Here is a 26,108-nt window from a genome sequence, read left to right as displayed (position 1 = left end):
GACACGACAGAGCGATACTGGAACACCGCTTCACGTGCTCGACCGCATCGGAACCACAGTCACACGGGAAGAACACCATCGAGGAGCCCACAATGATCATCACGATGGCGTCGGTCTCGCTGGACGGGTTCTTCGAGGGCCCCGGCCACGACATCGGCTGGCACCACATGAGCGACGAGCTGCACCGCCACATCAACGACGAACTGGCGAAGATGACCACGTTCGTCGACGGCCGCCGCAACCACGAGCTGATGTTGCGGGCGTGGCCGCACGCCGAGGACCACCTCGACTGGCCGCAGCCGATGCTCGACTTCGGCCCGATCTGGCGGGACACACCCAAGATCGTCTACTCGCGCACGCGGCAGTTCACCGAGTGGAACACCGAAACGCGCACCGAGGTCGTTCCCGCCGAGATCAAGGCGCTCCCCGGCGACGCCATGATCGGCGGCAACGAGCTGCTTCAGACGTTCTTCGAGCACGACCTGATCGACGAGATCCGGCTCTACGTCAACCCGGTCGCGATCGGCGCCGGCACGCCGTTCTTCCGCAAGCCGAACGCCCTGGCGCTCAAGGGCACCAGGGCGTTCGACAACGGAGTCGTGCTGCTCACCTACGGCAGGCGCTGACCGAGCAACAGGGCCGCGGCGGCCGCGAACATCGCCGTCATCGTGCCGAGCAGCAGCCACGGCTTCGAGGCGTCGGCCTGTTTCTTCTCGTAGCCGATCTGCTCGCCGAGCGTGTCGTAGACGCGGCGCAGTTCCTCGGCGGAGGCGGCCTTGAAGAACTCGCCGCCGGAGATCTTCGCGATCTCCTTCATCGAGTCGTCGTCGACGGGCACGGACTGCTGCCGGCCCTCGATGTCGACCACGCCGTCCTCGGTGCCGAACGAGATCGTGGAGATCGGGGTCCCGGCCTTCTTCGCGTCCTCGGCCGCGTCGAACGCCTTGCGGGTGCCGACGGTCTCCTTGCCGTCCGTCATCAGCACGATGCGGGCGGGCGGCGGGCCCTCGGCGCCGCCGACGACCTTGCCGAACGAGTCGATCGACGCCATCGCGGCCACCAGCGCGTCACCCGTGGCGGTCGACTGGGCGAGCTTGAGCCCGTCGATCGACTGCGTGACGGCGGCACGGTCCGTCGTCGGCGCGACCAGCACGGTGGCCGAGCCGGCGAACGAGATCAGGCCCAGGTTGATGCCCGGTGTGAGGCCCTCGGCGAACGACTTGGCGGCCACCTGCGCGGCCTCCAGCCGGGACGGCTTGACGTCCGTGGCCTTCATCGACAGCGACACGTCGACCACGAGCATCACGGTCGCCCGGTTGCGCGGGACCCGCTGCTCGGACGTCGGACCGGCCAGCGCGACCGTCAGCAACGCGAGCGCCGCCAGCAGGAACGCCGCCGGGACGTGCCGCGACCAGCGTTCCCGCTTGGGCGCGACCTTCTCCAGCAGCTCCAGGTTCGTGAACCGCAGCACCCGCTTGCGCCGGACCCGTTGCGCCACCACGTATCCGGCGGTGAGCAGCCCCACCGCGAGCAGCAGCAGGAACCACCACGGGGCGACGAAGTTCGAGAAGCTCATGCGACACCCCCAGACCAGCGGCGCTTGCGCGCCACCACGAAACGAACCGTGTCCGCGATCCAGTCCGAGTCGGTCCGCAGCACCAGGTGCCCGGCGCCCGCGCGGCGCAGGCCCGCCGCCACCTCGCCCCGGTGTTCCGCGGCCGCGGCGCCGAACTCCTTGCGCAGCAACGCGGACGCGGTCACCTCGCGCTGGCGGCCGCTCTCCGGGTCGGACAGCACCACGGTGCCGACCTCGGGCAGGTCGACGTCACGCGGGTCGACGACCTCGATGGCCACGATGTCGTGACGCGCGGACAAGGCGCGCAACGGCCGTTGCCACTCCATGCCGCCCAGGAAGTCGGAGACCACCACGATCAGGCCGCGCCGGCGAGGCGGGCGGCGCAGTTGTTCCAGCAGCGCCGCCAGGTCTCCGCGCGTGCCCTCGGGCGCCCGGTCGATCTCGGCGATCTTGCGGATCATGCCGCGCGCGTGCGCCAGGCCACCGCGGGCCGGGATGCGGACGTTCTCGGCACCCGTCGAGACGGCGGCGCCGATCCGGTTGCCACCGCCGCGTGTCAGGTGCGCGACCGCGGCCGTCGCGGCGATGGCCAGATCGCGCTTCTCGCAGGCGGCGGTGCCGAAGTCGAGCGACGGCGACAGGTCGATCGCCATCCACGTCTCCAGCTCGCGGTCCGCGACGGTCTCCCGGATGTGCGGGATCGTCGTGCGGGCCGTGACCGCCCAGTCCATCCGGCGCACGTCGTCACCGGGCTGGTAGGTGCGCGCCTCGCCCGGTTCGGTGCCCGGCCCCGGCACGAGGCCGAGGTGGTTGCCCTGCAGCAGACCGTCGAGACGGCGCCGGACGTCGAGCTCCAGCATGCGCAGCGCGGCTTCCATCCGAACGCCGCGCAGGACGGGCGGCGCCCAGGACGGACGCTCTTCGGCCGCTCCCTTGGTTTCCTTTTCTGGCCGGCTCACGGCCTACCAGCCGGAACCGGCTGCTGCGGACGGGCCGACACCTGCGGCAACGGCACGATCTGCAGCACACGGGTGATGATGTGGTCGAGCGGCACGCCGTCGGCCAGCGCGTCGTAGGAGAGCACGAGACGGTGGCGCAGCACGTCCGGGACGACGTCCACGACGTCCTGCGGCAGCACGTAGTCACGGCCACGGACGAGCGCGAGGCCACGCGCGGCGGCGATGATGCCGAGCGACGCACGCGGCGAGGCGCCGTAGGCGACCCAGCCGGCGACGTCGGTGAGGCCGTGCTCGCCGGGCGCGCGGGTCGCGATCACCAGGCGCACCACGTAGTCGACGAGCGCGTGGTGGACGAAGACGCGCGACGCGACGCCCTGCAGGCGCACCAGTTCCTCCGGGGAGAGGACCTGGTTCGGCGTGGGCGCCTCGACGCCCATGCGGTAGACGATCTCGCGCTCTTCCTCCGCGGTCGGGTACTCGACCTGGATCTTGAACAGGAACCTGTCGCGCTGCGCCTCCGGCAGCGGGTACACGCCCTCGTTCTCGATCGGGTTCTGCGTCGCCAGCACCAGGAACGGGTTCGGCATCGGGAACGTGCGGCCACCGATGGACACGTGCCGCTCGGCCATGACCTCGAGCATCGCCGACTGCACCTTGGCGGGCGCGCGGTTGATCTCGTCGGCGAGCACGAAGTTCGCGACGACGGGCCCGAGCTCGACGTCGAACGTCTCGGTGGACTGGCGGTAGATTCGGGTGCCGAGGATGTCGGCGGGCACCAGGTCGGGCGTGAACTGCACGCGCGAGAACGAGCCGCCGACCACGCGGGCGAACGTCTCGACGGCGAGCGTCTTCGCGACACCCGGCACACCTTCGAGCAGCAGATGGCCCTTGGCCAGCAGACCCACGAGCATCCGCTCGACGAGCCGGTCCTGGCCGACGATGACCCGCTTCACCTCGAACACGGTGCGTTCGAGCAGCTGGGCGTCACGAGCCGGGGTGACGGGCGCCGATGCGTTCGGCGTTGCCTCGGCGGCGGGCTCGGTCACGTGCGGGCCTCCATGCGGAACAGGGTTTTACCGATAGTGGAACAGTCTTACCCTTCGCCTGTTCAACCGCTGTGAAGGGTGTCCAGGTCGGCGGGCGTGTCGACGTCCTGAGCCTCACCGGGCAAAGCGGACACTTCGACGGGGTCGAGTCGCAGCAGAGTCTTGCGCAACGGCAGATTCCGTGGATCTTCGGGGAGGGCTTCGCGCAGCTCAGCGGCGTTCCAGAAGCCGATCAGCCACTGCACGCGGTCGTCGGAGAGCACGGCGTTGCGTCCTGTCTCGCGCAGCCTCGCGATGGTGTCCTTCGTGAGGCCGGGCTGGTCGACGGCGAGCACCGCGACCCAGTCCTCCGTGATCTTCGCCAGTCCGGCGGCGAGTCCGGCGAGCGGTCCGCCGCCGGGTGGATCCTCGCGCGCCCAGACGACGCCGGGGAGGTTCTTCTCCGGTCCCACAACGACTTTCTGACTCGCGTCGTCCACAACGGACAGCACGTGGTCGAGCAGCGTGGCGTCCCGATAGGACAGTGCGGCCTTGTCGACGCCACCGAGCCGTTCGCCCGTGCCGCCGGTGAGGATGATCACCGCGTACGTCATGCCCTGCCTCCGATGTGCGTCGCGACGCCCTCCAGGAACAGGTGCAGGCCGAAGTCGAAGTCGGCGGCGACGTCCTCCGCGTCGAAGAGGTCGTCCACGTCGAACACGCCGGCCGAGACGATCTTCGCGAGAGCGGGCATGCGGCGCGGGTCGACGATCTCGCGCAACCGCTGCCCGTACTGGCGGCTGAACTGGGCCGGGTCGTCGTCGAACCCCTGCTGCAGCGTGACGCTCAGCCAGGCCTCGCCGTGCACGAACGTCATCAGGCCCATCACCACGCCGACCTTCTCCCCCGCCTCCAGCGGCGTGCCCTCGAGCGCGCCCAGCGCGCTGTCGAACCAGGCGAGGCTCTTGAGACCGGTCGGCGGGCCGCTCATCGGGATCTGCAGGAACCACGGGCGCCTGCGGATGCCGCCGAGCATCTCCCTCGCCCAGACTCCGAGCTTGTCCCGCCAGTCGCCGTCCGGCAGGGGCGGCGGATCGTCGAACGCGGCGTCCGCCATCAGCGCGAGGAGCTCGTCCTTGCTCTTCACGTGCCGGTAGAGCGCCATCGTCGCGTTGCCCATCTCCTGCGCGACGCGTGCCATCGACACGGCGGCAAGCCCATCGGCGTCCGCGATAGCGATGGCGGCCCGCGTGATGTCGGCGGCGTCGATGGTCGGCTTGCGCCCCCTCTTCATGCCCTCTAGTCAAACAGATGCGTATGCCATACGCTCATTTAGGTTTTGCGTATTAGGTACGCATAAAAGGGGGGTTCCATGATCGTCGAGACAGAGGGCCTGACGAAGAGATACGGCTCGAACACCGTGCTGAACGGCCTGGACCTGAAGGTCGCGGAAGGATCCGTGCTCGCGTTGCTCGGGCCCAACGGCGCGGGCAAGACCACCGCGATCCGCATCCTGAGCACGCTGACCAGGCCCGACGGCGGCGCGGCCCGCGTGTGCGGGTTCGACGTGGAGCGGGAGGGCGCCGCCGTGCGCGGCGTGATCAGCCTGACCGGCCAGTACGCGGCGGTGGACGAGGAGCAGACCGGCCGGGAGAACCTGGTCATGATCGCCCGGCTGCGCCGTCTCGCCCGATCGGCGGCCTGTGCGAGGGCGGTCGCACTGCTGGAGCGGTTCGACCTGGTCGAGGCGGCGGACCGGCGGGTGCGCACCTATTCCGGCGGCATGCGCCGGCGCCTGGACCTCGCGATGAGCCTGGTGGCGCGGCCGCGGCTGCTGTTCCTGGACGAGCCGACCACCGGCCTCGACCCGGTGAGCCGCACGACGATGTGGGACGCGATCGGCGACCTGGTGCGCGACGGCGTGACGATCTTCCTCACCACCCAGTACCTGGAGGAGGCCGACCGCCTCGCCGACCGGATCGTGGTGCTGCACAACGGAGGCGTCGTCGCGGACGGCACCGCGGACGCGTTGAAGAACTCGGTCGGCGGCACCCGGCTGGACCTGACCTTCTCGTGCGCCGAGGACGCGGCGCGAGCCCAGGCCGTGGTCGGCGGGGTGGCCGACGGGGCGACGCTGGGCGTGCCGTCCGACGGCACTGCCGTGCACCTGCACCGCGTGCTGGACGACCTGCTGGCGGCGCGGGTGAGCGTGTCGCGGGTGTCCGCGCACCGCCCGACCCTGGACGACGTCTTCACGACCTTGACGGCGGTGGCCGCATGACCGTCTCGCTGACGATGGCCGGCCGCGGCATCCGCCTGAGCCGCCGCAACCTCGACACGCTGATCATGGCGATCGTGCTGCCGGTGCTGATGATGGCGTTGTTCGTCTACGTGTTCGGCGGCGCGATCAGCTCGGTGCAGTCCTATGTGGACTATGTGGTGCCCGGCATCATCGTGCTGTGCACCGGTTACGGCGCCACGTCCACCGCGATGTCCGTGGCCGACGACATGAAGAAGGGCGTGGTCGACCGGTTCCGCTCGATGCCGATCAGCGGCTTCTCCGTGCTGACCGGTCACGTCGCCGCGTCGGTCGCCCGCAACGCCCTGGCGACGTTCGCGGTGGTGCTGGTGGCCTTGCTGATGGGCTTCCGGCCGACGGCGTCGCTGGGTTCCTGGATCGTGGCGATGGGCCTGCTGCTGCTCTACGTGCTGGCGCTGTCGTGGCTCGCGGCGGGCTTCGGGGTGATCGCGCGGACCGTCGAGTCGGCCAGCCTGCTCGGGTTCTTCATGTTGTTCATCCCGTACCTGAGCAGCGCGTTCGTGCCGGTGGCGACGATGCCGGCCTGGCTGCGCGCCGTCAGCGAGCACCAGCCGATCACGCCGGTCATCGAGACCGTGCGCGCTCTGCTGACCGACCAGCCCGTGTCGTCGGGCCGGCTCGCACTGGCGTGGTCGGGCGGCCTTCTGGTCGTGGCCTTCGGATGGGCCACCTGGCTGTTCCGGCGGATCAGCTCCCGTTGAGGTGCGCGGCGTCGAGGCGGGTGAGCTCGTCCGTGGTGAGGCTCAGCCGTCCCGCCTCGACGTTCTGCCGCAGGTGCTCACGATCGCCCGTGCCCGGGATGACCAGCACGTGCGGCCCTCTCGCGAGCGTCCACGCCAGCCGGATCTGCGCGGGCGAGGCGTCGCGGTCGTGGGCGATCTCGGTGACCACGTCGTCGTTGGCCGACGTCCCGGCCTCCTGGTTGGCGCCGGTGAGCGCGAAGAACGGCACGTACGCGACGCCCCGCTCCCCGCAGACCCCGACGAAGTCGTCCTGCTCGGGGTGGTGCCCGAGCCCGTAGGAGTTCTGCACGCACACCACGGGCGCGATCCGCTGCGCCTGGTCGAGGTGGTGCGGCTTGACGTTGGACAGGCCGAGGTGCCGGATCAGGCCGTCCTGCCGGAGCGCCGCGAGCTGCTCGAAGTGCGCGCTGACGTCGTCCAGACCGCTCACCCGCAGGTTGACCACGTCGAGGTGGTCGCGGCCGAGTTGGCGCAGGTTCTCCTCGACCTGTCCCCGCAGCTGCCGCGGCGTCGCGAGCGGCAGCCACTCCCCCTGCGGCGTGCGGCCCGGCCCGACCTTGGTCACGATCACCAGGTCCTCCGGGTACGGCGCGAGCGCGCTGTTGATCAGCTCGTTCGCCGACCGCGTGGCGGAGAAGTAGAAGGCGGCCGTGTCGACGTGGTTGACCCCGAGCTCCACGGCCTTCCGCAGCACCTCGATCGCCTGCCCGCGGTCGCGTGGCTCGGCACGGCGGTCGAACGCCGTCCCCCGCTGAGGCAGCCGCATCGCGCCGAACCCGATCCGGTTCACGGTGAGGTCACCCAGTCGCCACGTCATTCCCACCACTGTGCCAGCCTTGGCGCCGTGCCACTGTTCACCCTCTCCGAAGCCAGGACCGAACTCGAACGCCTGCTGCCGTCGCTGGACGAGATCGTGCGCCTGCGGGCCGACGCCGCCGAACTCGCCGCCGGCGAGTCCGCCCTGGGCGGACTGCCGGAGTTCAAGGCCGCGCAGGCCCGGCTCGACGAGCTGATGGAGACCGTGCAGCACAGCGGGGCGGAGCTGAAGGGCTTCGCGCCGTTGCTGGTGGACTTCCCGTCGGAGAGGGACGGTGTGCCGGTGCTGCTGTGCTGGCTCGAAGGCGACCGCGAGCTGGCCTGGTACCACCGGACGGATCTGGGGTTCGCGGGCCGCCGCCGGATCTAGCCCGGCGCGAGGAATCCGGCGATCAGCAGCACCGCGATCAGGCCGGTGATGAGTCCGGCGGCCACCAGGTGGTGCTTCCCGGTGGTGCGTCCGGGCATGCGGCTCAGGATGATCCCGGCTGCCACCGTCAGGACGCCCGCGATCGGGGTCAGCGCGCGCCACGCCTTGTCCCACGTGAACGGCAGGTACTCGTCCGCGCCGTACAGCGACAGGATCAGGGCGGGCAGACCCAGTCCGGCAGCGGCGGCGGCAGCGAGCGTGTTGAACCGTTGCTGCGCCTCGCCGTCCTGGGCCACGGCGAGCGTCGACACGCTGCCCAGCAACGACTGCAGGCGCGTCATCTCGTCACCGAGCTCGGTGTCCATCGCCTGGCAGTGCGGTAACGCGCCACCGTCGCGCATCCAGAGCTGCTCACGGATGGCCTCGCGCGCGAAGTCACGGGCACGGCTGAACGCGATCGACAGTTCGACGAGCTGGGCCATGATCAGCCGGAGCTTCGCGTTCGTGCGCTGGGTCAGCAGGTCGGCGACCTGGCGTTCCATCTCGTAGCGCAGCTGCCGCAGTTCGCCGACGGTGTTGCGCGATCCCTCGGCGATGCCCTTGGCGATGGAGACGTCCCGCTGGTTGGGCCGGATCGGGTGAGCGGGGTGCGTGAGGGTCTCGCCCAGCGCCTCACCGTTCCAGGGTTCCCGGTGCCAGCCGCCGGTCTCGGTCCAGGTGGCGCTGACCGCGATCTCGACGCGCGTCGCGGTGACCCGTGCCTCGCCGACCAGGATCTCCCGGCTGCCGTGGCGGCCGACCAGGCGCAGGTACGGCACGGCGAGGCCGCTTCTCGGGCCGGCGCCCGCGGCCACCTCGACCTCGGCCCCCATGCCCGGATCCGCGGGATCGCCCGCCAGCACGCGCAGCTTCACGTCCGTGATCTTCGCACGGGTGACCAGATCCGTCCGCCCTTTGCCCGGCCCGTGCCTGTTCCGCGATCTTCGAGCCCGGCAGGCTGGTGGTCATGAAGCGAGCATTGATCGTCATCGACGTGCAGGAGTCGTTCCGTCAGCGCCCCAACTGGGCCGAGGTGTCCAACCCGGACGTGGTCGGCAAGGTGAACCAGCTGGTCGATCTGAGTCGCGACGCCGGCGACCTGGTGGTGTGGGTGCTGCACTCCGAGCCCGGCTCCGGCGACGTGTTCGACCCCGCGCTGGGTCACGTGCGGCTGATCGACGGCCTCAAGCCGCTCGACGACGAACCGGTGCTGACGAAGACCGCGCACAACGCGTTCACCACGACGAACCTTCAGCAGACGCTCACGACGCGGGGTGTGCGGGAGTTGCTGATCAGCGGCATCCGGACCGAGCAGTGCTGCGAGACGACCACGCGGGTCGGGTCGGATCTCGGGTTCGACATGACGTTCGTGACGGACGCGACCGCCACCACGCCGTTGCCGCACTGGCGGACCGGGAAGGTGCTCGGCGTCGAGGAGATCATCGAGCGGACCGAATATGTGCTGGCGGGCCGGTTCGCGCGGATCTCGGATGTCGCTACGCTGACCGGATCGTGACCAGAGTCGTCTTCCTGCTCGCACCTTCCGTGCACCTGCTCGACCTCGCGGGGCCGGCGCAGGTGTTCTCCAGCGCTGCCGACCTGGTGGACGGGTACGCGCTGTCCTACGTCGGTGACATGGACACCGTGCTCAGTCATCAGGGCGTGCCGCTGGGCGCGTCGCGTGAGTTGCCCTCTCTTGAGGTGGACGACCTCGTGTTCGTGCCGGGGTGGCGGTCGCCGAAGATCGTGGGCACCGGACATCTGAGCGAACGCGCGCTGGCGTGGGTGCGCGCTCACCACGACAACGGCGGCACGGTGGCGAGTGTGTGTGCCGGCGCGGATGCGTTGGGGCGCGCCGGTTTGCTCGACGGACGGCGTTGCACCACGCATCACGAACTGCAAGAGGAACTCGCACGGCGCTATCCCGCCGCACACGTCGTGCGTGACGTCTTGTTCGTGGAGGACAACAGGGTCGTGACGTCCGCGGGCATCGCGAGCGGCATCGACCTCGCGTTGCATCTCGTCGCCGTGCGCCACGGGCCCACGGTCGCCGCCGCGATCGCACGCACGATGGTCATCTACGCGCGCAGGAACGGTGACGACCAGCAAGCCAGTGTGCTGCTGCGGCACCGCTCGCACATCAACGAGACCGTGCACCGCGTTCAGGACGTCATCGAGTCACGCCTCGCCGACCGTCTCTCGCTCGCGGAACTCGCCGTCCACGCCGGTTGCAGCGAACGGACCGTGACGCGGTTGTTCGGCCGTGCGACGGGCATGACGCCGTTGAAGTACCAGCAGGCGTTGCGCGTCGAACGGGCCGAACACCTGATCGGTCAAGGCGCCACGGTCGAGACCGCCGCGCGCAACGTCGGTTTCGAGGACGCCCGGATGTTGCGGCGGCTGCGTTCCCGCTGAGCCGCACGCGTGCGGCCGTCCACAGTCGACGGAACACCCTCGCACGCCACCGGAAGCGGCCTAAGCTGGCCGCGTGACGACTCTGGCGAACCGCCCCAACACAGCGTTGCTCGTGATCGACGTGCAGAACGGCGTGGTGAACCACGCCCACAACCGCGACGAGGTCGTCGCCAACGTCGCCGCCCTCGTCGACAAGGCGCGCGCGGCCAGTGTCGGCGTCGTGTGGGTGCAGCACAGCAACGCCGAGCACATGCCCAAGGAGTCCGACGGCTGGCAGTTCGTGCCCGAGCTCAAGGTCGCCGACGGCGAACCCGTGGTGCACAAGACCTACGCCGACTCCTTCGAGGCGACGAACCTCGAGGAAGTGCTGGCGGGCAAGGGAATCGGCAGCCTCGTGGTGTCCGGCGCGCAGACCGACGAGTGCATCCGCTCGACCCTGCACGGCGCCGTCGTGCGCGGCTACGACGCCCTGCTGGTCAGCGACGCGCACACGACCGAGGACCTGTCGGAGTACGGCGCGCCCACCCCGGACAAGGTCATCGCGCACACGAACCTGTACTGGGAGAACCACACGGCGCCGGGTCGCACCGCGGGCGTCGTGAAGACCGAGGACGCGTTCAAGTCCTAGGCGGAGAACTTCTTCAGCTCACCGGCCGGGAAGTAGTTCTGCGTGTCGGCACTGATGCGCACGAGGATCTTCCCGCGCTCGTCGTCGAAGTGGACGACGGTGCCGACGTTGCCCGTCATCGTCGTGCCGGTGATCTGAACGGTGTCGCCGATCTTGAAATCGCCCATGGCACCCGATCGTAACGACGAGGTCCGACACCGGCATCTCCCAGTCGGGACGCGGTCAGGCCCGCGTGATGAGGTGTCTGCTCGGCATGTAGTCGATCTTCCAGTCCTCGTACACACCGCACAGCCCGCACTTCAGGCACCGCAGCCCGACGGTCAGCCAGCGCACCTCGCCGTCCGGGCGGCACGACGACCCGAGAGCGGCGGCGAACTCCTCGCCGCCACAGGTGCACTCGCACTCCTCCGCGTCCTCGTCGTCCCAGTGCTCCTCGGAGTCGGCGATGAACTCCGCGAGGCCGCAGCCGAGGCAGGTCCGGCACATCGCCTGGTCCTCGGTCATCTGCACGTGGAACGACTTCTCGCCACACCCGCCGCACACGGACTCCACGACGTGCGTGACCTCGTAGCCGTCCTCCTGGTACTCGCGGATGGCCTCCTCGAGCGTCATCCCGCGATCCGGTTGATCTCGTCGCTGCGCAACACCCGCGTCGCCTGAGCGCCCTTGGCCAGCGCCACCATCGCGCGGCCGAGTTCGTCGGTGCTCGTGACGAACTTCGGCGCCACCTTCTTCAGCAGCGGGAACAGCCACGAGGACCACGAGTAGAGGTAGCGGTAGATGCGGGTGCGCGACGTGATCCCGTGCCGTGGCTGGATGAACCCGGGCCGCACCACGAACACCGGCCGGTCCAGCGCCAGCAGCTCGTTCTCCGTGCGCCCCTTCACCCGCGCCCACATCGTCTTGCTCTCGGCATCAGCGCCCTCGCCGGACACGTACACATAGGTGCCACCGACAACGCGTGCGGCCTCAACCGCGTAGTCGTGCGTCACGGGCGTGTACTCGGCCTCGCTCAGCCCCGCGGACGTCACGCCCATGCAGTAGAAGCACGCGTCGGCGTCGGCCAGGTCCGCCGCGATCGGCGACAGGTCACCGAAGTCGGCGTGCACCACGTGCCGCAGCTTGGGATCCGCCACGGCCGACGGCGAACGCCCGACCGTGACCACGGAGTCGACGGCCGGATCGAGCAGGCACTCCCGCAACGCACCCTGACCGACCATTCCGGACGCACCGAACACCACGATCTTCACACCGCAAAACTAGACCCCACCGCCGCGGTGACGCGCTCGCCGTCCCCCGTCGCGAGCAGGTCCAGCAACGCGCCCCGCAGCAACGCGAGCTCACGCGTGCGCGACGCCAGTCCGCCAGCGGTGTCGCGCACGTCCTCGGATTGAGCGGCGCGCAACACCTCCAGCCAGTCCTCCACGGTCGCACGCGCGAAGCCCGCCCACGGCCCGTCAGGCTCCACGAGAGAGCGCGCGTAGGCCTCCAGCCACAGCGTCAGCAACGGCCGGTGTGCGGGCGCGGACAGCCACTCCCACAGCCGCGCGACGACGCCGGGACCGGTGCCGATGTCGGCGAGCAGCTCCAGTTCGTCGGCACGCGCCCGCGCCAGCAACGCCCTGACCAGGCCTTCCTTGCTGCCGAACAGGTAGAGCAGCACGCGTGTGCTCGATCCGATGGCCGCCGCCAACGGCCGCAGCGACACGTCGGCGAGGCCGTGGGTGAGCACGTACCGGTAGGCGGCTTCGAGCAGTTCGGTCTCCCGGGCGGACGGCATGGCGGTATCTTGACATGACTGAAACAGTCGTGTCAGTGGAGGCGACCATGCTGATCCGCCCGCTCGGCCGGCCCGGCGACCTCGGCTGGGTGGTCCAGGCGCACGGCGAGCTCTACGCGTCCGAACTCGCCTGGGACACCTCGTTCGAGGCGTTGGTCGCCAAGATCGTCGGCGACTACGCGGCCGACCACGACCCCGCGAGAGAGGGCGCGTGGATCGCCGAACTCGACGGCCAACGCGTCGGATGCGTGCTCTGCGTTCGTGAGGACGACACGACAGCGAAGTTGCGCGTGCTGCTCGTACATCCGAACGCGCGTGGCCACGGCGCGGGCAACAAGCTCGTCAGCACGTGCATCGAGTTCGCCCAGAACGCGGGCTACAAAAGCATGGTGTTGTGGACGGTCGCAGGCCTCGCGTCCGCCCGGAAGATCTACGAGGCGCACGGGTTCGAACTGGTCGAGGAGACACCCCAGCACAGCTTCGGCCACGACGTGACCGGCCAGCTCTGGGCACGTGACCTCTGAGCGACAGACCCGGTGGCCCGCTCCCGGCGGGCCACCGATCCGATCACAGCATCCGGGTCACGTACGGCATGATGCCGCCGTACCGCACCGGGGAAATCCGCACCACGGCACCGGAATGAGGCGCCTCCACCATCATCCCGCCGCCCAGGTACAACGCCACGTGTGTGCCGCCGCCAGGGCCCCAGAAGATCATGTCGCCGGGGGCCATCTGCGACAGCGGCACCTTGCGGCCGGAGTTGTACTGGTAGCCGCTGTAGTGCGGCAGGTACACGCCGGCGCCCGCGAAGGCGTACATCATCAGGCCGGAGCAGTCGAAGCCGATCTTGCGGTAGTCGCCGTACGAGTCAGCGACGCCGCCGTCGCGCACGCCGTACGTCGGGCCGTAGTGGTTGCCGCCGCCCCACGCGTAGATGACACCGCGCTGAGCCAACGCCCGGTTGATCACGGTCTGCACGCGGTTGCCGGACGGCGCGGGCGCCGCGGCGGCCGGGCGGGGTGCCTGAGCCTGCGGAGCGGCGGCGGCAGCGGCTGCCGCGGCGGCCCTGCGGGCGTTCTCCTCGTCCTCGCGCTTCTTGGCCTCGGTCCACTGGTCGTACTGCTGGCGTTGCGCTTCCAGCCCGTTGACCGCGCCGCGCGCCGAGGCGAGCTCACGTTCGACGGCGTCCTTGTCGGACTGCAACTCCTCGGTCGCCGCGGCCTGCGCCGAGTGCGCGTCCACGGCCACCTGCTGGGCCTGCTCGGCGACCTTCTTGGCCTCGTCGGCCGCGGCCTGCTTCGCCTCTGCCTTCTGCAGCGCGGCGCGGGCGGCGGAGTCGAGGTTCGCGGCCGTGCCCTGGTCGCGGGTCACCTGGTCGAGCCGGTTCAGGCTGGACGCGGACACCGCCTCCAGCATCTGGGCACGGGCGAGAAGGTCCTCTGGCGACTTGGCGCCGATGTACGCGGAGAACGACCCGACGGTCGTGCCCTGCGCGTAGGACGCGGCCGCGAACTCGTCCAGTTCGAGGCGGCTCTTCTCCACGGCCTTGGAGGCCGCGTCGGCCTCGACACGGGCGGCCGTGGCCTCGCGGCGGGCCGCCTCGGCCTCGGAGATCGCCGTTTCCAGGTCCACGCGGGCCTTGTTGGCGAGCTCGCGCTTGTACGAGACGTCGTCGAGCAGTTCCTGCAGGCGCGACTCCGCCTGCGTGAGCCGCCCGGTCAGCTCGCCGACGCGGGCCGCCTTCGCGTCCGCCTCTGCCCGTGACGCCGAGATCTCCGAGTCACTGGGGTTCGGCGGAGGAGGCGGCACGGCAGCGGCCGTCCCCGTGAGGACGGCCGTCATCAACACCGCGACCACGGCGGAGAGTCGTGTCAACACGGGACATCACCTCCAACCGCATTAGACCAATCAGACGCATCCGGCGCATCAGGAACTAACGCACCGTCAACCACACGTGTCACAGTGGAACACGGTCGGTGGTCCTTTTGGGACGATCGAAGTCTCGGCGTGTCGCCGAATGGCCTAGTTGACGCCGCGGCCCCGGCCGGCCCAGTACGGCCCGCGGAGCTTGAACTTCTGGATCTTGCCGGTCGCCGTGCGCGGGATCGAGTCGCGGAACTCGATCGACGTCGGCGCCTTGTACCCGGCGAGCCGCTCCTTGCAGTGCTTGATCAGCTCGGCCTCGGTGGCCTCACCGGAGAGCACGACCAGCGCCTTGATCGTTTCACCCCACTTCTCGTGGGGCACGCCGATGACCGCGACCTCGGCGACGGCCGGGTGCGAGAACAGGCAGTCCTCGACCTCGATGGACGAGACGTTCTCGCCGCCGGTGATGATCACGTCCTTCTTGCGGTCGGAGATCGTCAGGTAGCCGTCGTCGTCGAAGTAGCCGCCGTCGCCGGTGCGGAACCAGCCGTCCTCGATCGCGTCCGCGGTGGACTCCGGGTTCTCCCAGTAGCCCTCCATGACCACGTTCGACCGCGCGAGCACCTCGCCGTTCTCGGAGATCCGCAGCTGCGCGCCCAGGGCCGGCGCGCCCGCCCGTGACTGCTTCTTCGCCTTCTCCTCCCCCTCCGGACCCGTCTGGGCCCGGTTGAAGGTGAGCAGCGGCGCCGTTTCGGTCAGGCCGTAGATCTGCAGGAACTCCCAGCCGAGTTCCTCGGTCACGCGCTGGATCGTGCGCGAGGGCGGCGGCGCACCGGCACACACGATCCGTACGGTGTCACGGCCGGGGATCTCGCCGTCCCACGCCTGCGCGGCGTCCAGCACGGCGTTCCACACGGCCGGTGCGCCGCACATGAGCGTGACGCCGTGGTCGCGCACACGGCGCAGGATCTCGGCGCCGTCGACCTTGCGCAGCACCACCTGCGGCACACCGAGGCCCGCGAGCCCGAACGGCATTCCCCAGCCGTTGCAGTGGAACATCGGCAGCACGTGCATGTACACGTCGCCTTCCCACGCACGGGTGTGCATGGCGAACGTGACCGCGTTCAGCCAGATGTTGCGGTGCGTCAGCTGCACGCCCTTGGGGCGCGCGGTCGTTCCGGACGTGTAGTTGATGGTCGCCGTCGCGTCCTCCGAGGGAGCGCTCCACGGCCGTGGCTCCACATCGAACCGAAGCAGAGACTCGGACTCCTCGCCGAGCGTGAACCGGTGGCGTGCCACGACGTCGTCCAGTTCCAGCTCGGGGTCGACGAACAACGCCGAGGCGCCGCTGTGCTCGACGATGTACTTCACCTCGTCGGGGCGCAGGCGGAAGTTCACCGGCACGCAGATGCGCCCGCTGCCGGGCAGCGCGTGCAGCAGCTCCAGCATCCGCGCGGAGTTGTGGCTGACGACGGCGACCCGTTCGCCCTCGCCGACGCCCAGTGCGTCGAACCCGGCCTGCCACGCGCGCACGCGGGTCGCCATCTCGGCGTACGTCGTCGTCGCGACCGGCTTCGCGGGCTGGTCCGGTTCGTCGATGGCCGCCGTCGTCGCTCCGAACGCGAACGACGCGCGGTCCAGGAAGTCCGTGGTGATCAGCGGTACGCGCATGAAGCGACCCTACGACCAGGTGCTCGGATCTCCCCAGGACGAGAATCGGCCTCCCCCGGATGGAGGAACGGAACTGAGGTCGGGAAGCACGTCGGCGACGGGTTCGTGCAGCACAACGGCCGCCACGGAGTCGTACGGCGTGGGTTCGGCGTTGCAGATGATGACCTGGGCACCGGCTTTGGCCGCCAGCGGCACGAGGCCCGCGGCGGGCTGCACCGACAGCGATGTTCCCGCCACCAGCAGCACATCGCAGTCCAGGGCGGCGAGACGGGCGCGGCGCAGCACCTCGCCGTCGAGTTCCTGCCCGAACGAGACCGTCGCGGACTTGAGGATTCCCCGGCAGCGCGGGCAGTCCGGCTCCTGCTCGCCCTCGGCGACGCGCTTCAACGCGTCCCGCATCGGACCCGTGGCACCGCATCCCAGGCACACGGTGGCGTGCAACGTGCCGTGCAGCTCCAGCACTCGATGCGGATCGGAGCCCGCCTTCTGGTGCAGGCCGTCGATGTTCTGCGTGACCACGGTGCGCAACCGGCCGGACCGTTCCAGTTCCACCAACGCCCGGTGCGCGGCGTTCGGCTTCGCGGTCCACACGGGACTGTCGAGCTTCGCCCGCCAGGAGCGCCTGCGCACCTCAGGATCGGAGAGGTAGGCGTCGAGTGACGCCCCGAGGCCCGCGTCGGCGTCGCGCGTCCACAGCCCGTCCGGACCGCGGAAGTCGGGGATGCCCGAATCCGTGGAGACTCCGGCCCCGGTCAGCACGGTGATCCGGTGGGCGGACGCGACCAGCGCCCGTGCCGCTGCGCACGCCTCCGAGGCCATCGGTTCACACTAGTCCCCGTGCGCAGCGCTGTGGGAGCCGCGATCGCGGCAGTGGGCTTGGTCACCACCATCACCGGGACGTTCTTGCCGTGGCTGAAATCCGGATCGACCACGAGGGACAGTTACGAGGTGCTCTCGCTCCGTGATCTCGCCGGGTTGGACGGGGTGGCGGGCACCGTCATGACGTCGATCTGGGTGGGGCTAACGCCACTGGCCATGGTCGCGATTGGTCTCTACGTGGTCCGTTTTCCACGGTTTGCCGCGTGCGCCGGCCTTCTCTTTGGCACGATCGGGGGAACCGTGGCCCTACTAGCCACAGTCCAAGGGGATAGCAAGGGCGCATTGGTCGGAATCAGCATCTCCGGACCGATGACGACCCTTGCCGGTGCCGTACTGACGATCGTGGGGGCGATCACGGTGCTCACCTCCAACAGGCGCAGCGCAGTGATTACTCCGGGAGGAAAACCGTGAGCTACCCAGGTGGCGGCGGCGGCCAGTGGCAGCCGCAGAACAACCCGTACGGCCAGCAGCCGCAGCAGCCCCAGCAGGGCGGCTACCCGCAGCAGCCGCAGCAGCCGGGTGGATACCCGCAGCAGGGCGGCTACCCCCAGACCGGTCCGCAGGGATTCCCGCAGCAGCCGCAGACCGGGCCGCAGGGGTATCCCCAGCAGGGCTACCCGCAGCAGGGTTACCCGCAGACGGGTCCGCAGGGCTTTCCGCAGCAGGGCTTCGACCAGCAGCCGTACGGCTACGCGCCGATGGGCGGCGAGCCGCCGAAGAAGAAGCGCACCGGCCTGGTCGTCACGGCCGTCGTCGCGGTGCTGCTGCTGATCGGCGGCGGTGTCACGTTCTTCGCGCTGAAGAAGGCCGACCCCGGCACGAACGCGGGCCAGGACACCCCGGCCGTCGCGGCGAAGAACCTCGTCGAGCAGCTGGGCAGCGGTGACGTCGTCGGCATCATGGCGTCGCTGGCGCCCGCCGAGGCCGCGCTGTCCAAGGACTACATGGACTCGATGACGAAGGAGATGAAGCGTCTCGAGATCCTCAAGCCCGAAGCCGACCCGAACAAGCTGACCGGCGTCGAGTTCAAGAGCGAGAACATCAAGTTCGACGAGGCGGCCGCCGAGAAGATCAACGACCACCTCACCATCAACAAGCTGGTCGAGGGCAAGATCACGATCACCTCGGACGCGTCGAAGATCCCGCTCACCGACAAGCTCGTGGACGCGCTCGGCACCGAGTTCAGCACGACCACGTCGAAGTCCGAGACCGTCGACATCACCGCCGAGGTGAAGAAGCGCGGCATGCCGATCGGCATCGCGTCGATCAAGGTCGGCGACAAGTGGTACCCGAGCGCCTTCTACACGATCGCCAACGCGGTCCTGGAGGAGGACAAGAAGAAGTGGCCCGCGCAGGGCATCGCGGCGCAGGGCGCGAGCTCGGCGGAGGACGCCGCGAAGCAGATGGTGAACGCCGCGCTCGACGCCGACCTGACGAAGGTCATCGCGCTGCTGCCGCCCGACGAGGCCGGTGTGCTGCAGGACCTCGGCCCGTTGCTGCTGGCCGAGGCCGGCAAGCAGAAGCCGACCGGCGCCAAGCTCAACGCGCTGGAGACCGACGTCAAGGACGTGACCGGCGGCAAGCAGGTCACGGTCAAGAAGCTGTCGATCACCGCCGAGGGCGAGACCATGACGATCACCCGCGAGGGTGACTGCTACGCGGCCGACGTGCCCGGTCAGGGCTCGCAGAAGCTGTGCGCGAGCGAGATCACGCAGCTGCTCAAGCAGCAGGGCGGCAAGCAGATCCCGGCTGAGGCCATCGACATCATCGGCCGGGTGGCCGGGTCGGTCATGAAGTCCGGCGTCGGCGTCGTCTCCACCGAGGTCGACGGCAAGTGGTACGTCAGCCCGGTCCGCTCGTACTACGAGCTGGCGCTCACGCTGTTCCGCGGCTTCGAGCCCAAGGACGTCGACGCGCTGATCGAGCTGCTCAAGAAGTAAGTTCTCGCTGCTCATCGACGGCCCTGTCACCCGCAACAGCGCGGTGACAGGGCCGTGGCAGTTCTCAGGCCGAGTCTCTGCTCATGGACATTCAGGTTCTGATCATCGGCGCCGGCCCGACCGGCCTCACCCTGGCGCTCGACCTCTCCCGCCGCGGCGTCCCGTTCCGCATCGTCGACGCCTCCCCGGCGCCGTTCGCCGGCTCGCGCGGCAAGGGCCTGCAGCCGCGAAGCATGGAGGTCTTCCACGACCTGGGCGTGATCGAGCCGGTGCTGGCGTCCGGCCGGCTCGACCTCACCATGCGCGCCTACCGGGGCCGCGAGGTGTTGCGCGAGTGGGACGTGCACGAGGGCCGCCACCCCACGACCGAGCGCCCTTACTCCCGCACGATGCTCATCCCGCAGTTCCGGGTCGAGCAGATCCTGCGCGACGCGCTCCCCCAGTCCGTCGAGTACGGGATGCCGCTGACGTCGTTCACCCAGGACGACTCCGGGGTCACCGCGGTGGTGGGCACGGAGACCGTGCGGGCGAAGTATCTCGTCGGGTGCGACGGTGGCAAGTCGTTCGTGCGCAAGGAACTCGGTGTCTCGTTCGTCGGCGAGACCCACGACGACCTCCGGATGCTCGTCGGCGACGTCCGGGTCTCCGGTCTCGACCGCGACCACTGGCACCAGTGGGGCAGCCGCGCCGACCAGTGGCTCGCCCTGTGCCCGTTGCCCGGCACGGACCTCTTCCAGTTCCAGGCGACCGCCGACGGCGACCGCGAACCGTCGTTGGAGCTGTACCAGCGGATCGTCCGCGAGTGCACCGGTCTGGACGACGTGATCCTGCAGGACGCGACGTGGATGTCCCTGCACCGCACCAACATCCGCATGGTCGACAGGTTCCGCGTCGGCCGGGTGTTCCTCGCGGGCGACGCCGCGCACGTGCACTCCCCCGCCGGCGCGCAGGGCATGAACACCGGCATCCAGGACGCCTACAACCTGGGCTGGAAGCTCGCGATGGAGACGCTGCTCGACACCTACGAGGCCGAGCGCAAGCCCGTCGCGGAGTGGCTGCTCGGCATGACGACCGCACTCATGATGTCCGGCAACCCGTTCGAGCGTCGTGACGACGAGACGCTGCAGCTCTCGCTGTCGTACCGGACGGAGGAAGGCGAGGGGCTGCGGGCGGGTGACCGCCTGCCGGACGGGATCACCGAGCAGGGCCGGATCTTCGACCTGCTGCGGGGCCCCGACTTCGTGACGCTCGACTTCCCGGACGGCCCGGTCCTGGTGCGCCCCGACGGGTACGTCGCCGCGATCGGCAGGTCAGCGATCGACGACTACTTCGGCGCGAACCCGGTCACGCAGCTGCACCACCGCCGGGTCGCTGCTCGGACCGCCGCGTAGCCGTTCCGCCTCGCCCAGGGCGTCCCGCGCAGCGCGTGCGTCGCCCTGGGCGCACAACCAGTCCGCGTACCACTCCAGCACCATCGCGCGGGCCGGGCCGTCGGCGCTCCTGTTGACGGTGTCGAGCGCCCGGCCGTGGTGCTCGCCCGCCTCGCCGAGCCGGCCGAGGCGGGTCAGCGCCAGTCCCAGTCCGGCGTGGACGGTGGCGCGGAACTGGTTCGCGGGCGAGTCCTCCGTGGCGTCGAGCACCTGCCGGTACAGCGTGACGGCCTGCTCGTAGTCACCGCCGAAGTACGCCATCTCACCGTAGGCCTGCGTGACCCGTGCCCGGTCCAGGCCGAAAGGCGAGGCCGGCACCAGTTCCAGGTCCGCACGGGCGCCGGCGAGGTCGCCGATCCTGATCTTGATGCGCGCCGCCTGCATGAGCACGGACATCGGCACCAGCACCGACTCCGGCTCGCCCAGCTCGGCGGCCACCTGCCTAGCCTCGGACACCGCCTGGAGGCCGTCGGCGAACGCACCCCGGTTGATCAGCACCATGACCAGGCAGGACAGCCCGAACACCACGGCCCACCGGTCCCCCACCTCCCGGAACCCGCGCAACGCCTCCCGGTACGCCGCCTCCGCCCGCGGCGCGGAGCCCTCGCTGAACTCACCGGCCACCAGCCCGCGCACGAGCGCCGCGAACGCGCGCATCCACGCGTCCGGCGACCGTTCCAGCCGACCGGCGAGCACCTCGAGCCGTTCCGCCAGTGCCCTCTGACCCCAGACCTGACCGCTCGTCAGCATCAACGCGCACAGCGCCGTCGGCAGGTCCTCCTGCCACAACCGCTCCGCCGCGGCGACGGAGGCCGGCGTGCCGAGGGAGGCCAGCACCTCCGAGAGCGGGTCGTCCGGCGTGAGCGAGGCCCAGCGGCGGATCTCCTCGAACCGCTTGGTCATCACCAGCCAATGCCACGTGCGCGCGGCCATCATGCGCCGTGCGACGGTCACGTCGTTCCGGACAGCCCACGCCTGCGCCGCGTCGAGGTTGGACCGTTCCACGTCGAAGACCTTCAACGCGTCCAGCTGCTCAGGGCCTCGCAGCAGCGGTTCGTTCCGCTCGGCCAGCGCGACGTAGTAAGCGGCGTGCCTGGCGGGATCGGTCCGGCCCTGCCCCAACGCGTACTCGCGCACGGTCTCCAGCAACCGGTAGCGCTCGCCCGAGCGCACGACCAGCGACTTCTCGACGAGCGCGGCCAGCAGGTCCTCGGTGTCCCAGAGGTCCTGATCTTGTCGGACCTGCTGAGTACGTTGAGATGTAGGGGTTCCCGGCAAGGGGGTACCCCTGCGCGAGCCTGCCTCGGGTTCGAAACGCACCGGCGCGGCATTGCCTGCAGACGCCTCGTGCCGGGCTGAGGTGTCCTGCGCCGCCTCTCCGGCCAGAGCAACGGAACCGGGGCCCGCAGGCTCCTCGATGACGCTTTCGCGCTCGCCCGGAAGCACTGCCCCAGGCTCAAATGCGGTTCCCGGCGAGGGAGTGGCCCCGCGCGAGCCTGCTCCGCACACGAAATGCACCGCCGAGGCCGTTGCCCCGCCCACGAACACGGCCAACCGCGCCAGCAGCGTGCGCTCGGCGTCGTCCAGCAGTTCCCAGCTCCAGTCGATCACCGCGCGCAACGTGCGATGCCGCGCCGGTCCGGTCCGCGCGCCGCGGTCCAGCAACCGCAGCCGGCTGTCCACCCGCGACTCCAGCTGCGCCACCGACAGCGACCGGGCCCGTGCCGCCGCGAGCTCCAGCGCGAGCGGAATCCCGTCCAGGGCAGCACAAACCCGCCGCACGACTCCGGGATCCAGCGCGGAGCCGACCCGTGCGGAGAACAGGCCGACCGCGTGGTCGAGGCCGAGCGGCGCCACCGGGTGCACGACCTCGCCCGGAATCCCCAGCGGCTCGCGTGAGGTCGCGAGCACGCGCGCGTCCGGCGCCTCGGCCAGCAGCCGCACGCACAACGCGGCGGCCGCGTCCACGACGTGCTCGCAGTTGTCGAGCACCACCAGCGACGATCCGAGCCGCGAGAACAGCGGCGCCGCCAACGGGTTCGGCCCCAGGGCGGCGTCGAGCGCCGCGAGCGGTTCGGCCGCCGAGTCCAGCTCGACGAGCCACGCCTGCGGCACCGACGCGGCATGCGTCAGCGCGAGGCGCGTCTTGCCCACGCCGCCGAACCCGGTCAGCGTCACCAACCGGTTGTCCCGCAACAGCTCCGCCAACGTGGCCAGGTCGCCGGCCCGCCCGACGAACGACCCGACCGGCGCCGGCAGGTTGCCCCGCGAGACGCGCTCGCGTAGCACCGTCAGGTGGGCGGCCGCCAGCGCCTCACCAGGATCCACGCCCAGTTCGTCGGCCAACGCCGAACGAACGCGCGCGAACACCGCCAACGCGTCCGACCGCCGTCCGGCGGCGTTCAGCGCCAGCATCAACCGGGCCTGGACGTCCTCGCGCAACGGATGCGCGGCCGCCAAGGCCTCCAGCCCCGCGAGGTCGTCGCGCAGCGACGCCAGCCGCACGGCCTCGTCGAGAGCGAACGGCGCCTCCTCGAACGCCGCCCCGCGCCACAACGCCGCGTCCCGCGTCCGTTCGAAGGCCTCGACGTCGGTCGACGCCTCCAGCCGGTACCCCGACGCGTGCGACGAGATCACCTCGGCGCCGACCGACCGCCGCAGCCGCGACACCAGTGACTGCAACGCGGCGGGACCGTCCACCGGTGGCTCGTCCGGCCACAGGTCGGCGATCAGCCGGTCCGCCGCCACGACGTGGCCGGGTTCCATCGCCAGCCGGATCAGCAACCAGCGCAGCCGTTTGCCGCGCACCTCGACCGGTGCGCCGTCCGCGGCCACGACCTGCAGCGGCCCGAGCACGTTGACCCGCATCAGGCCCGCCGCACCCCGGCCACCACCGCGGCCGACACCAGGACGGCACCGACCGCCACCGTCCCCAGCAAGGACAGCGACGCCCTGTTGTGCCCCAGCGCGTCCAGCACCCACCCGAGCGGAGTGGCCCGCCCGAGCGGATAGGTCAGCACCACCACCGAGAACACCGCCAGCACGGTGCGCCCGATGGAGTCGAGAACGGGGCGGGCGAACATCAGGCCCACACCGACGCCGAGCAACGCACATCCAGTATGCGCGGCGAGTCCGACAAAAAATTCGCCCGCCGTGTACGGGTGCGGGTTCGTCACCACCGGCCACACCGCCGCCAGCAGTGCCATCGCCAGCGCGATCGACACCGAGACCAGCGCGGCCGCCGTCAGCACCCGCGACCACCCACCGGCGGACACCACGGTGATCTCGCGCCGCACCACGTCCTCGGACGTCGCCACCACGACGGCCATCCACGCCGCGATCGGGTAGAGCAACGCCGACGACCCCGAGTACGCCTCCAGCGGCTGTCCGGCGTCGGAGGAGAACAGCATCCCCATCACACCGAGGAACACCAGCAGGGGCGCCAAATACCGTTGCCCGCGAAAGACATCAGCGGCGAGGTACCGAACGAGAGAGATCACCGCACACTCCGCACCGAGCATCCGAGCCGCAACGCCTCGGCGAGCACCTGATCACTGCGGTCCGGCGCCACGACCACCCGCACCGACGACCCGCGAGCCTGCACCGACCGCACGCCTTCCAACGCTTCCAGGAGGTCCAAAGCGGACACGCGGCTGAGATCGATGGTCACGTGCCCTCCGGCGAGGTCCACGCGCGTCGCCGAAGCGAGGTGTCCCTCGTGATCGGACACCAGCGCCGTCCGTTCCTCCAGCAACGACACCAGCTCGGCGGCCGCCGAGGCGTCGAGACCGGTCCACGGCTCGTCGAGCACCAGCACGTCCGAGGCCAGAAAAGCCTGCGCCAGTGCGACCTTCTGCGCGTTGCCCTTGGACAGCTCCGACATCGGCGCCGTCATCGAGCCGACGAAACCGAGTCGTTCCAGCACATCACCGGACTCAGCGCGCCGGATCCGTCCCATGTGCGCCAAATACGCCGAAGCGGACATCTTGACGTCAGAGGGAAAGCGCTCGGGCACGTAGCCGACCGAAGCAGGTCGCGAGACACGTCCGGACGTCGGCTTCAGCACCCCGGCGGCGATCTTGAGCAACGTCGACTTGCCGGTGCCGTTCGCGCCGGTCAGCACGGTCAGACCGGACACCTCCAGGGTGAGGTCGCGCAGCACCCAGGGCCCGCGCCCGTACCGCTTGGAAACCTGATCGAGGAGCACCACGCCAAGATAACCACCCATGACGTCGCTTCCGCTCGCTTTGGCGTGCATCTGGCTCGGCATGGTGCTGGCGATCTCGATCGAGGCACCGCTGAAGTTCCGCGCGCCCGGCATCACGCTGCCGCTGGGACTCGGTATCGGCCGGCTCGTCTTCCGGGCCCTCAACGCCTCGGAGATCGTGCTCGTCGCCGCCACAGCGCTCACGTTCGCGCTCGCCCCGCACCCGGTCCCCGCGACCGTGCTCCTCGTCGCCCTCACCGCGACACTGGCGGTTCAGGTCGTGGTGCTGCGCCCCCGACTCGAGGCCAGGGCCCAGAACATCATCGAAGGAGGGACGCCTCCGCCGTCCCGCATTCATCTCGCGTACATCGCGCTCGAATGCGCGAAACTGCTGATGCTGGGCGCCTTCGGAATCATTCTCATGTTCGCCTGAGGAAACTCTGCGTCGCGCCACATAGATGTCCAATCAATACAACCACGTCGCATTTCACACGATCGAGTGAACAGCGGCGACAAACCGTCACCCGAGCAACAAAGATGAGTTCACGGAAGCGCGATGAACGGACCCGCGCGGCTCGGTCAGCACGGAATGCGGTGACACCCCCTGATTAGCAGCAAGCAAGTCCCCTTCGATCTGCTCGCGGGCGCGTTGACCGGACGAGATGCGACGAACGCCACCGGCACGTTGCACATCCCGGGGAATCCGGGTGGACGAATTCACCTGCGCAACGGTGGCATCATCTGCGTGGAAAGTCCGGGCTCACCCGGACCGGATGCGTTGTTGTTGCGCACGGGGCGCATCAGTGAATCCGAGTGGACCGCCGCTCTCACCACCGGCACCCGCGGCAACATCGGCGACACCGAACTGCACGTCGTCGCCATGATGTCCACGCAGGACGCCGCGTTCTCCATCGTGGCCGGCGACATCGAGGACTGCGCGTTCAGCCCGCAGACGCTCGACGTCGCCGTCGCCATGAGGACGGCGATCGATCCGGTAAGCCTGCTTCAGGAGACCTCGCGCCGGATCTCGTCACTGCTCGCGCTGAAGCACCCGCTCTGTCCGCACCGCGAACGCCTGGCCCCGACCCCCGGAGCCCACCTGCTGCAGCACGGCCCGGTGCGCGGGGAGATCCTCACGCACGCCACCGGCAGGCGCACCACGCGCGACATCGCGTTCGCGTCAGGCCGCAGCGTCTACCCGGTGACCATCGAGGCCTGCCGGATGGTGATGGACGGACTGCTGACCGTCGTGCCCGGCACCGCGATCATCGCCGCGACGCCGCATCTCGCTGCTCCGCTTCGCCCCAGGCAGCAACCTTCCGCACCCCACCACCCGCCGCCTGACCCGATGGCCGGCGACGACACGCCGCTGCCCCGGTCTCTGCGGCGCCAACTGTTACCAAAACTGTTCAAACAACCCGAGAGGAAAAAGCCGTGAATCACG

Annotated in this window: 30 protein-coding genes; 13 read left to right on the top strand and 17 right to left on the bottom strand. The window is 69.9% G+C overall.

Annotated features, from left to right (window positions below; translation table 11 throughout):
• Window positions 1–92: 92 nt before the first annotated feature.
• Window positions 93–626 (top strand): dihydrofolate reductase family protein, encoded by a 534-nt coding sequence (locus tag ACIRG5_RS09040; protein WP_402902347.1) that lies wholly within the window; start codon window positions 93–95, stop codon window positions 624–626.
• On the opposite strand, the gene ACIRG5_RS09035 is transcribed toward ACIRG5_RS09040, so the two are convergent.
• The 5 genes from ACIRG5_RS09035 to ACIRG5_RS09015 form a co-directional block, all read right to left on the bottom strand.
• Window positions 611–1,576, bottom strand: coding sequence for a VWA domain-containing protein (locus ACIRG5_RS09035; RefSeq protein WP_330277363.1), 966 nt, complete (start codon window positions 1,574–1,576; stop codon window positions 611–613). The two genes, ACIRG5_RS09040 and ACIRG5_RS09035, sit on opposite strands and share 16 nt — an antisense overlap.
• Window positions 1,573–2,454, bottom strand: coding sequence for a DUF58 domain-containing protein (locus ACIRG5_RS09030; RefSeq protein ID WP_402903117.1), 882 nt, complete (start codon window positions 2,452–2,454; stop codon window positions 1,573–1,575). Before ACIRG5_RS09030 ends, ACIRG5_RS09035 begins: the two co-directional genes overlap by 4 nt.
• 77 nt (window positions 2,455–2,531) lie before the next feature.
• Window positions 2,532–3,581 (bottom strand): MoxR family ATPase, encoded by a 1,050-nt coding sequence (locus ACIRG5_RS09025; RefSeq protein WP_093588020.1) that lies wholly within the window; start codon window positions 3,579–3,581, stop codon window positions 2,532–2,534.
• A gap of 62 nt (window positions 3,582–3,643) precedes the next feature.
• The gene (locus tag ACIRG5_RS09020; protein WP_402902344.1) at window positions 3,644–4,174 is read right to left on the bottom strand and encodes a molybdenum cofactor guanylyltransferase; all 531 of its coding nucleotides are present in this window, start codon (window positions 4,172–4,174) and stop codon (window positions 3,644–3,646) included.
• Window positions 4,171–4,854, bottom strand: a complete 684-nt coding sequence (locus ACIRG5_RS09015; protein ID WP_402902341.1) for a TetR/AcrR family transcriptional regulator — start codon at window positions 4,852–4,854, stop codon at window positions 4,171–4,173. Before ACIRG5_RS09015 ends, ACIRG5_RS09020 begins: the two co-directional genes overlap by 4 nt.
• Before the next feature lie 78 nt (window positions 4,855–4,932).
• On the opposite strand from ACIRG5_RS09015, the gene ACIRG5_RS09010 reads away from it, so the two are divergent.
• Both ACIRG5_RS09010 and ACIRG5_RS09005 read left to right on the top strand, forming a co-directional pair.
• On the top strand, window positions 4,933–5,841 hold the full coding sequence (locus ACIRG5_RS09010; protein ID WP_402902338.1) for an ATP-binding cassette domain-containing protein: 909 nt from the start codon (window positions 4,933–4,935) through the stop codon (window positions 5,839–5,841).
• Window positions 5,838–6,581: an ABC transporter permease gene (locus ACIRG5_RS09005; RefSeq protein WP_402902335.1), complete on the top strand. Its 744-nt coding sequence runs from the start codon at window positions 5,838–5,840 to the stop codon at window positions 6,579–6,581. The genes ACIRG5_RS09010 and ACIRG5_RS09005 overlap by 4 nt, the downstream gene beginning before the upstream one ends.
• Here ACIRG5_RS09005 and ACIRG5_RS09000 read toward each other — a convergent pair.
• Window positions 6,568–7,440: an oxidoreductase gene (locus tag ACIRG5_RS09000; protein WP_402902332.1), complete on the bottom strand. Its 873-nt coding sequence runs from the start codon at window positions 7,438–7,440 to the stop codon at window positions 6,568–6,570. The genes ACIRG5_RS09005 and ACIRG5_RS09000 overlap by 14 nt on opposite strands.
• A gap of 27 nt (window positions 7,441–7,467) precedes the next feature.
• On the opposite strand from ACIRG5_RS09000, the gene ACIRG5_RS08995 reads away from it, so the two are divergent.
• The gene (locus ACIRG5_RS08995; RefSeq protein WP_402902329.1) at window positions 7,468–7,809 is read left to right on the top strand and encodes a DUF2203 domain-containing protein; all 342 of its coding nucleotides are present in this window, start codon (window positions 7,468–7,470) and stop codon (window positions 7,807–7,809) included.
• Here the strand turns inward: ACIRG5_RS08995 and ACIRG5_RS08990 are convergent.
• Window positions 7,806–8,723: a hypothetical protein gene (locus ACIRG5_RS08990; RefSeq protein ID WP_402902326.1), complete on the bottom strand. Its 918-nt coding sequence runs from the start codon at window positions 8,721–8,723 to the stop codon at window positions 7,806–7,808. The two genes, ACIRG5_RS08995 and ACIRG5_RS08990, sit on opposite strands and share 4 nt — an antisense overlap.
• 92 nt (window positions 8,724–8,815) lie before the next feature.
• Between ACIRG5_RS08990 and ACIRG5_RS08985 the strand changes: the two genes are divergently transcribed.
• The 3 genes from ACIRG5_RS08985 to ACIRG5_RS08975 all read left to right on the top strand — a co-directional run bounded on the left by ACIRG5_RS08985 (window position 8,816) and on the right by ACIRG5_RS08975 (window position 10,891).
• A complete protein-coding gene (locus ACIRG5_RS08985) occupies window positions 8,816–9,364 on the top strand; it encodes a cysteine hydrolase family protein (RefSeq protein WP_093588544.1) in 549 nt (182 codons plus the stop codon).
• Complete coding sequence (locus ACIRG5_RS08980) at window positions 9,361–10,263, top strand: GlxA family transcriptional regulator (protein WP_402902322.1); 903 nt, start codon at window positions 9,361–9,363, stop codon at window positions 10,261–10,263. The genes ACIRG5_RS08985 and ACIRG5_RS08980 overlap by 4 nt, the downstream gene beginning before the upstream one ends.
• A gap of 73 nt (window positions 10,264–10,336) precedes the next feature.
• Window positions 10,337–10,891, top strand: coding sequence for an isochorismatase family protein (locus tag ACIRG5_RS08975; RefSeq protein ID WP_402902319.1), 555 nt, complete (start codon window positions 10,337–10,339; stop codon window positions 10,889–10,891).
• Here the strand turns inward: ACIRG5_RS08975 and ACIRG5_RS08970 are convergent.
• The 4 genes from ACIRG5_RS08970 to ACIRG5_RS08955 are packed head-to-tail and all read right to left on the bottom strand — an operon-like array spanning window position 10,888 to window position 12,671.
• Window positions 10,888–11,058 carry a hypothetical protein gene (locus ACIRG5_RS08970; protein WP_330277372.1) on the bottom strand — a complete coding sequence of 57 codons (171 nt, stop codon included), beginning with the start codon at window positions 11,056–11,058 and terminating at the stop codon, window positions 10,888–10,890. The genes ACIRG5_RS08975 and ACIRG5_RS08970 overlap by 4 nt on opposite strands.
• A 55-nt stretch (window positions 11,059–11,113) precedes the next feature.
• Window positions 11,114–11,503: a hypothetical protein gene (locus ACIRG5_RS08965; RefSeq protein WP_402902316.1), complete on the bottom strand. Its 390-nt coding sequence runs from the start codon at window positions 11,501–11,503 to the stop codon at window positions 11,114–11,116.
• Window positions 11,500–12,141, bottom strand: coding sequence for an epimerase (locus ACIRG5_RS08960; protein WP_402902313.1), 642 nt, complete (start codon window positions 12,139–12,141; stop codon window positions 11,500–11,502). Before ACIRG5_RS08960 ends, ACIRG5_RS08965 begins: the two co-directional genes overlap by 4 nt.
• The gene (locus ACIRG5_RS08955) at window positions 12,138–12,671 is read right to left on the bottom strand and encodes a TetR/AcrR family transcriptional regulator (protein ID WP_402902310.1); all 534 of its coding nucleotides are present in this window, start codon (window positions 12,669–12,671) and stop codon (window positions 12,138–12,140) included. Before ACIRG5_RS08955 ends, ACIRG5_RS08960 begins: the two co-directional genes overlap by 4 nt.
• Before the next feature lie 14 nt (window positions 12,672–12,685).
• On the opposite strand from ACIRG5_RS08955, the gene ACIRG5_RS08950 reads away from it, so the two are divergent.
• The gene (locus ACIRG5_RS08950) at window positions 12,686–13,195 is read left to right on the top strand and encodes a GNAT family N-acetyltransferase (protein ID WP_402902307.1); all 510 of its coding nucleotides are present in this window, start codon (window positions 12,686–12,688) and stop codon (window positions 13,193–13,195) included.
• A 43-nt stretch (window positions 13,196–13,238) separates the two neighbouring features.
• Here ACIRG5_RS08950 and ACIRG5_RS08945 read toward each other — a convergent pair whose 3' ends face one another.
• The 3 genes from ACIRG5_RS08945 to ACIRG5_RS08935 form a co-directional block, all read right to left on the bottom strand.
• Entirely contained in the window at window positions 13,239–14,549 is a 1,311-nt protein-coding gene (locus ACIRG5_RS08945) for an NlpC/P60 family protein (RefSeq protein WP_402902304.1), read from the bottom strand.
• A gap of 144 nt (window positions 14,550–14,693) precedes the next feature.
• Window positions 14,694–16,208: a class I adenylate-forming enzyme family protein gene (locus ACIRG5_RS08940; RefSeq protein WP_402902301.1), complete on the bottom strand. Its 1,515-nt coding sequence runs from the start codon at window positions 16,206–16,208 to the stop codon at window positions 14,694–14,696.
• Between the two features lie 9 nt (window positions 16,209–16,217).
• A complete protein-coding gene (locus ACIRG5_RS08935) occupies window positions 16,218–17,027 on the bottom strand; it encodes an SIR2 family NAD-dependent protein deacylase (protein ID WP_402902298.1) in 810 nt (269 codons plus the stop codon).
• Window positions 17,028–17,045: 18 nt separating this feature from the next.
• Between ACIRG5_RS08935 and ACIRG5_RS08930 the strand changes: the two genes are divergently transcribed.
• The 3 genes from ACIRG5_RS08930 (at window position 17,046) to ACIRG5_RS08920 (ending at window position 20,418) form a co-directional block, all read left to right on the top strand.
• Window positions 17,046–17,498 carry a hypothetical protein gene (locus tag ACIRG5_RS08930; protein WP_402902295.1) on the top strand — a complete coding sequence of 151 codons (453 nt, stop codon included), beginning with the start codon at window positions 17,046–17,048 and terminating at the stop codon, window positions 17,496–17,498.
• Window positions 17,495–19,027: a proline-rich domain-containing protein gene (locus ACIRG5_RS08925; RefSeq protein ID WP_402902292.1), complete on the top strand. Its 1,533-nt coding sequence runs from the start codon at window positions 17,495–17,497 to the stop codon at window positions 19,025–19,027. Before ACIRG5_RS08930 ends, ACIRG5_RS08925 begins: the two co-directional genes overlap by 4 nt.
• Window positions 19,028–19,110: 83 nt before the next feature.
• Complete coding sequence (locus tag ACIRG5_RS08920; RefSeq protein ID WP_402902289.1) at window positions 19,111–20,418, top strand: FAD-dependent monooxygenase; 1,308 nt, start codon at window positions 19,111–19,113, stop codon at window positions 20,416–20,418.
• On the opposite strand, the gene ACIRG5_RS08915 is transcribed toward ACIRG5_RS08920, so the two are convergent.
• The 3 genes from ACIRG5_RS08915 to ACIRG5_RS08905 are packed head-to-tail and all read right to left on the bottom strand — an operon-like array spanning window position 20,338 to window position 24,664.
• Window positions 20,338–23,325, bottom strand: a complete 2,988-nt coding sequence (locus ACIRG5_RS08915) for a BTAD domain-containing putative transcriptional regulator (RefSeq protein WP_402902286.1) — start codon at window positions 23,323–23,325, stop codon at window positions 20,338–20,340. The genes ACIRG5_RS08920 and ACIRG5_RS08915 overlap by 81 nt on opposite strands.
• Complete coding sequence (locus ACIRG5_RS08910; protein ID WP_402902283.1) at window positions 23,325–23,957, bottom strand: hypothetical protein; 633 nt, start codon at window positions 23,955–23,957, stop codon at window positions 23,325–23,327. Before ACIRG5_RS08910 ends, ACIRG5_RS08915 begins: the two co-directional genes overlap by 1 nt.
• Window positions 23,954–24,664: an ATP-binding cassette domain-containing protein gene (locus ACIRG5_RS08905; RefSeq protein ID WP_402902280.1), complete on the bottom strand. Its 711-nt coding sequence runs from the start codon at window positions 24,662–24,664 to the stop codon at window positions 23,954–23,956. The genes ACIRG5_RS08910 and ACIRG5_RS08905 overlap by 4 nt, the downstream gene beginning before the upstream one ends.
• A gap of 19 nt (window positions 24,665–24,683) precedes the next feature.
• Here ACIRG5_RS08905 and ACIRG5_RS08900 point away from each other — a divergent pair, with 19 nt between their 5' ends.
• The gene (locus tag ACIRG5_RS08900) at window positions 24,684–25,097 is read left to right on the top strand and encodes a hypothetical protein (protein WP_402902277.1); all 414 of its coding nucleotides are present in this window, start codon (window positions 24,684–24,686) and stop codon (window positions 25,095–25,097) included.
• A 216-nt stretch (window positions 25,098–25,313) separates the two neighbouring features.
• Window positions 25,314–26,102: a hypothetical protein gene (locus tag ACIRG5_RS08895; protein WP_402902274.1), complete on the top strand. Its 789-nt coding sequence runs from the start codon at window positions 25,314–25,316 to the stop codon at window positions 26,100–26,102.
• The last annotated feature ends 6 nt before the right edge of the window (window positions 26,103–26,108 follow it).

This window comes from Lentzea sp. NPDC102401, from assembly GCF_044765805.1.
Taxonomy (GTDB): Bacteria; Actinomycetota; Actinomycetes; order Mycobacteriales; family Pseudonocardiaceae; genus Lentzea; species Lentzea sokolovensis.
Note: the sequence above shows the minus strand (reverse complement) of the source record. Positions and strands in the feature narration are given on the sequence as shown.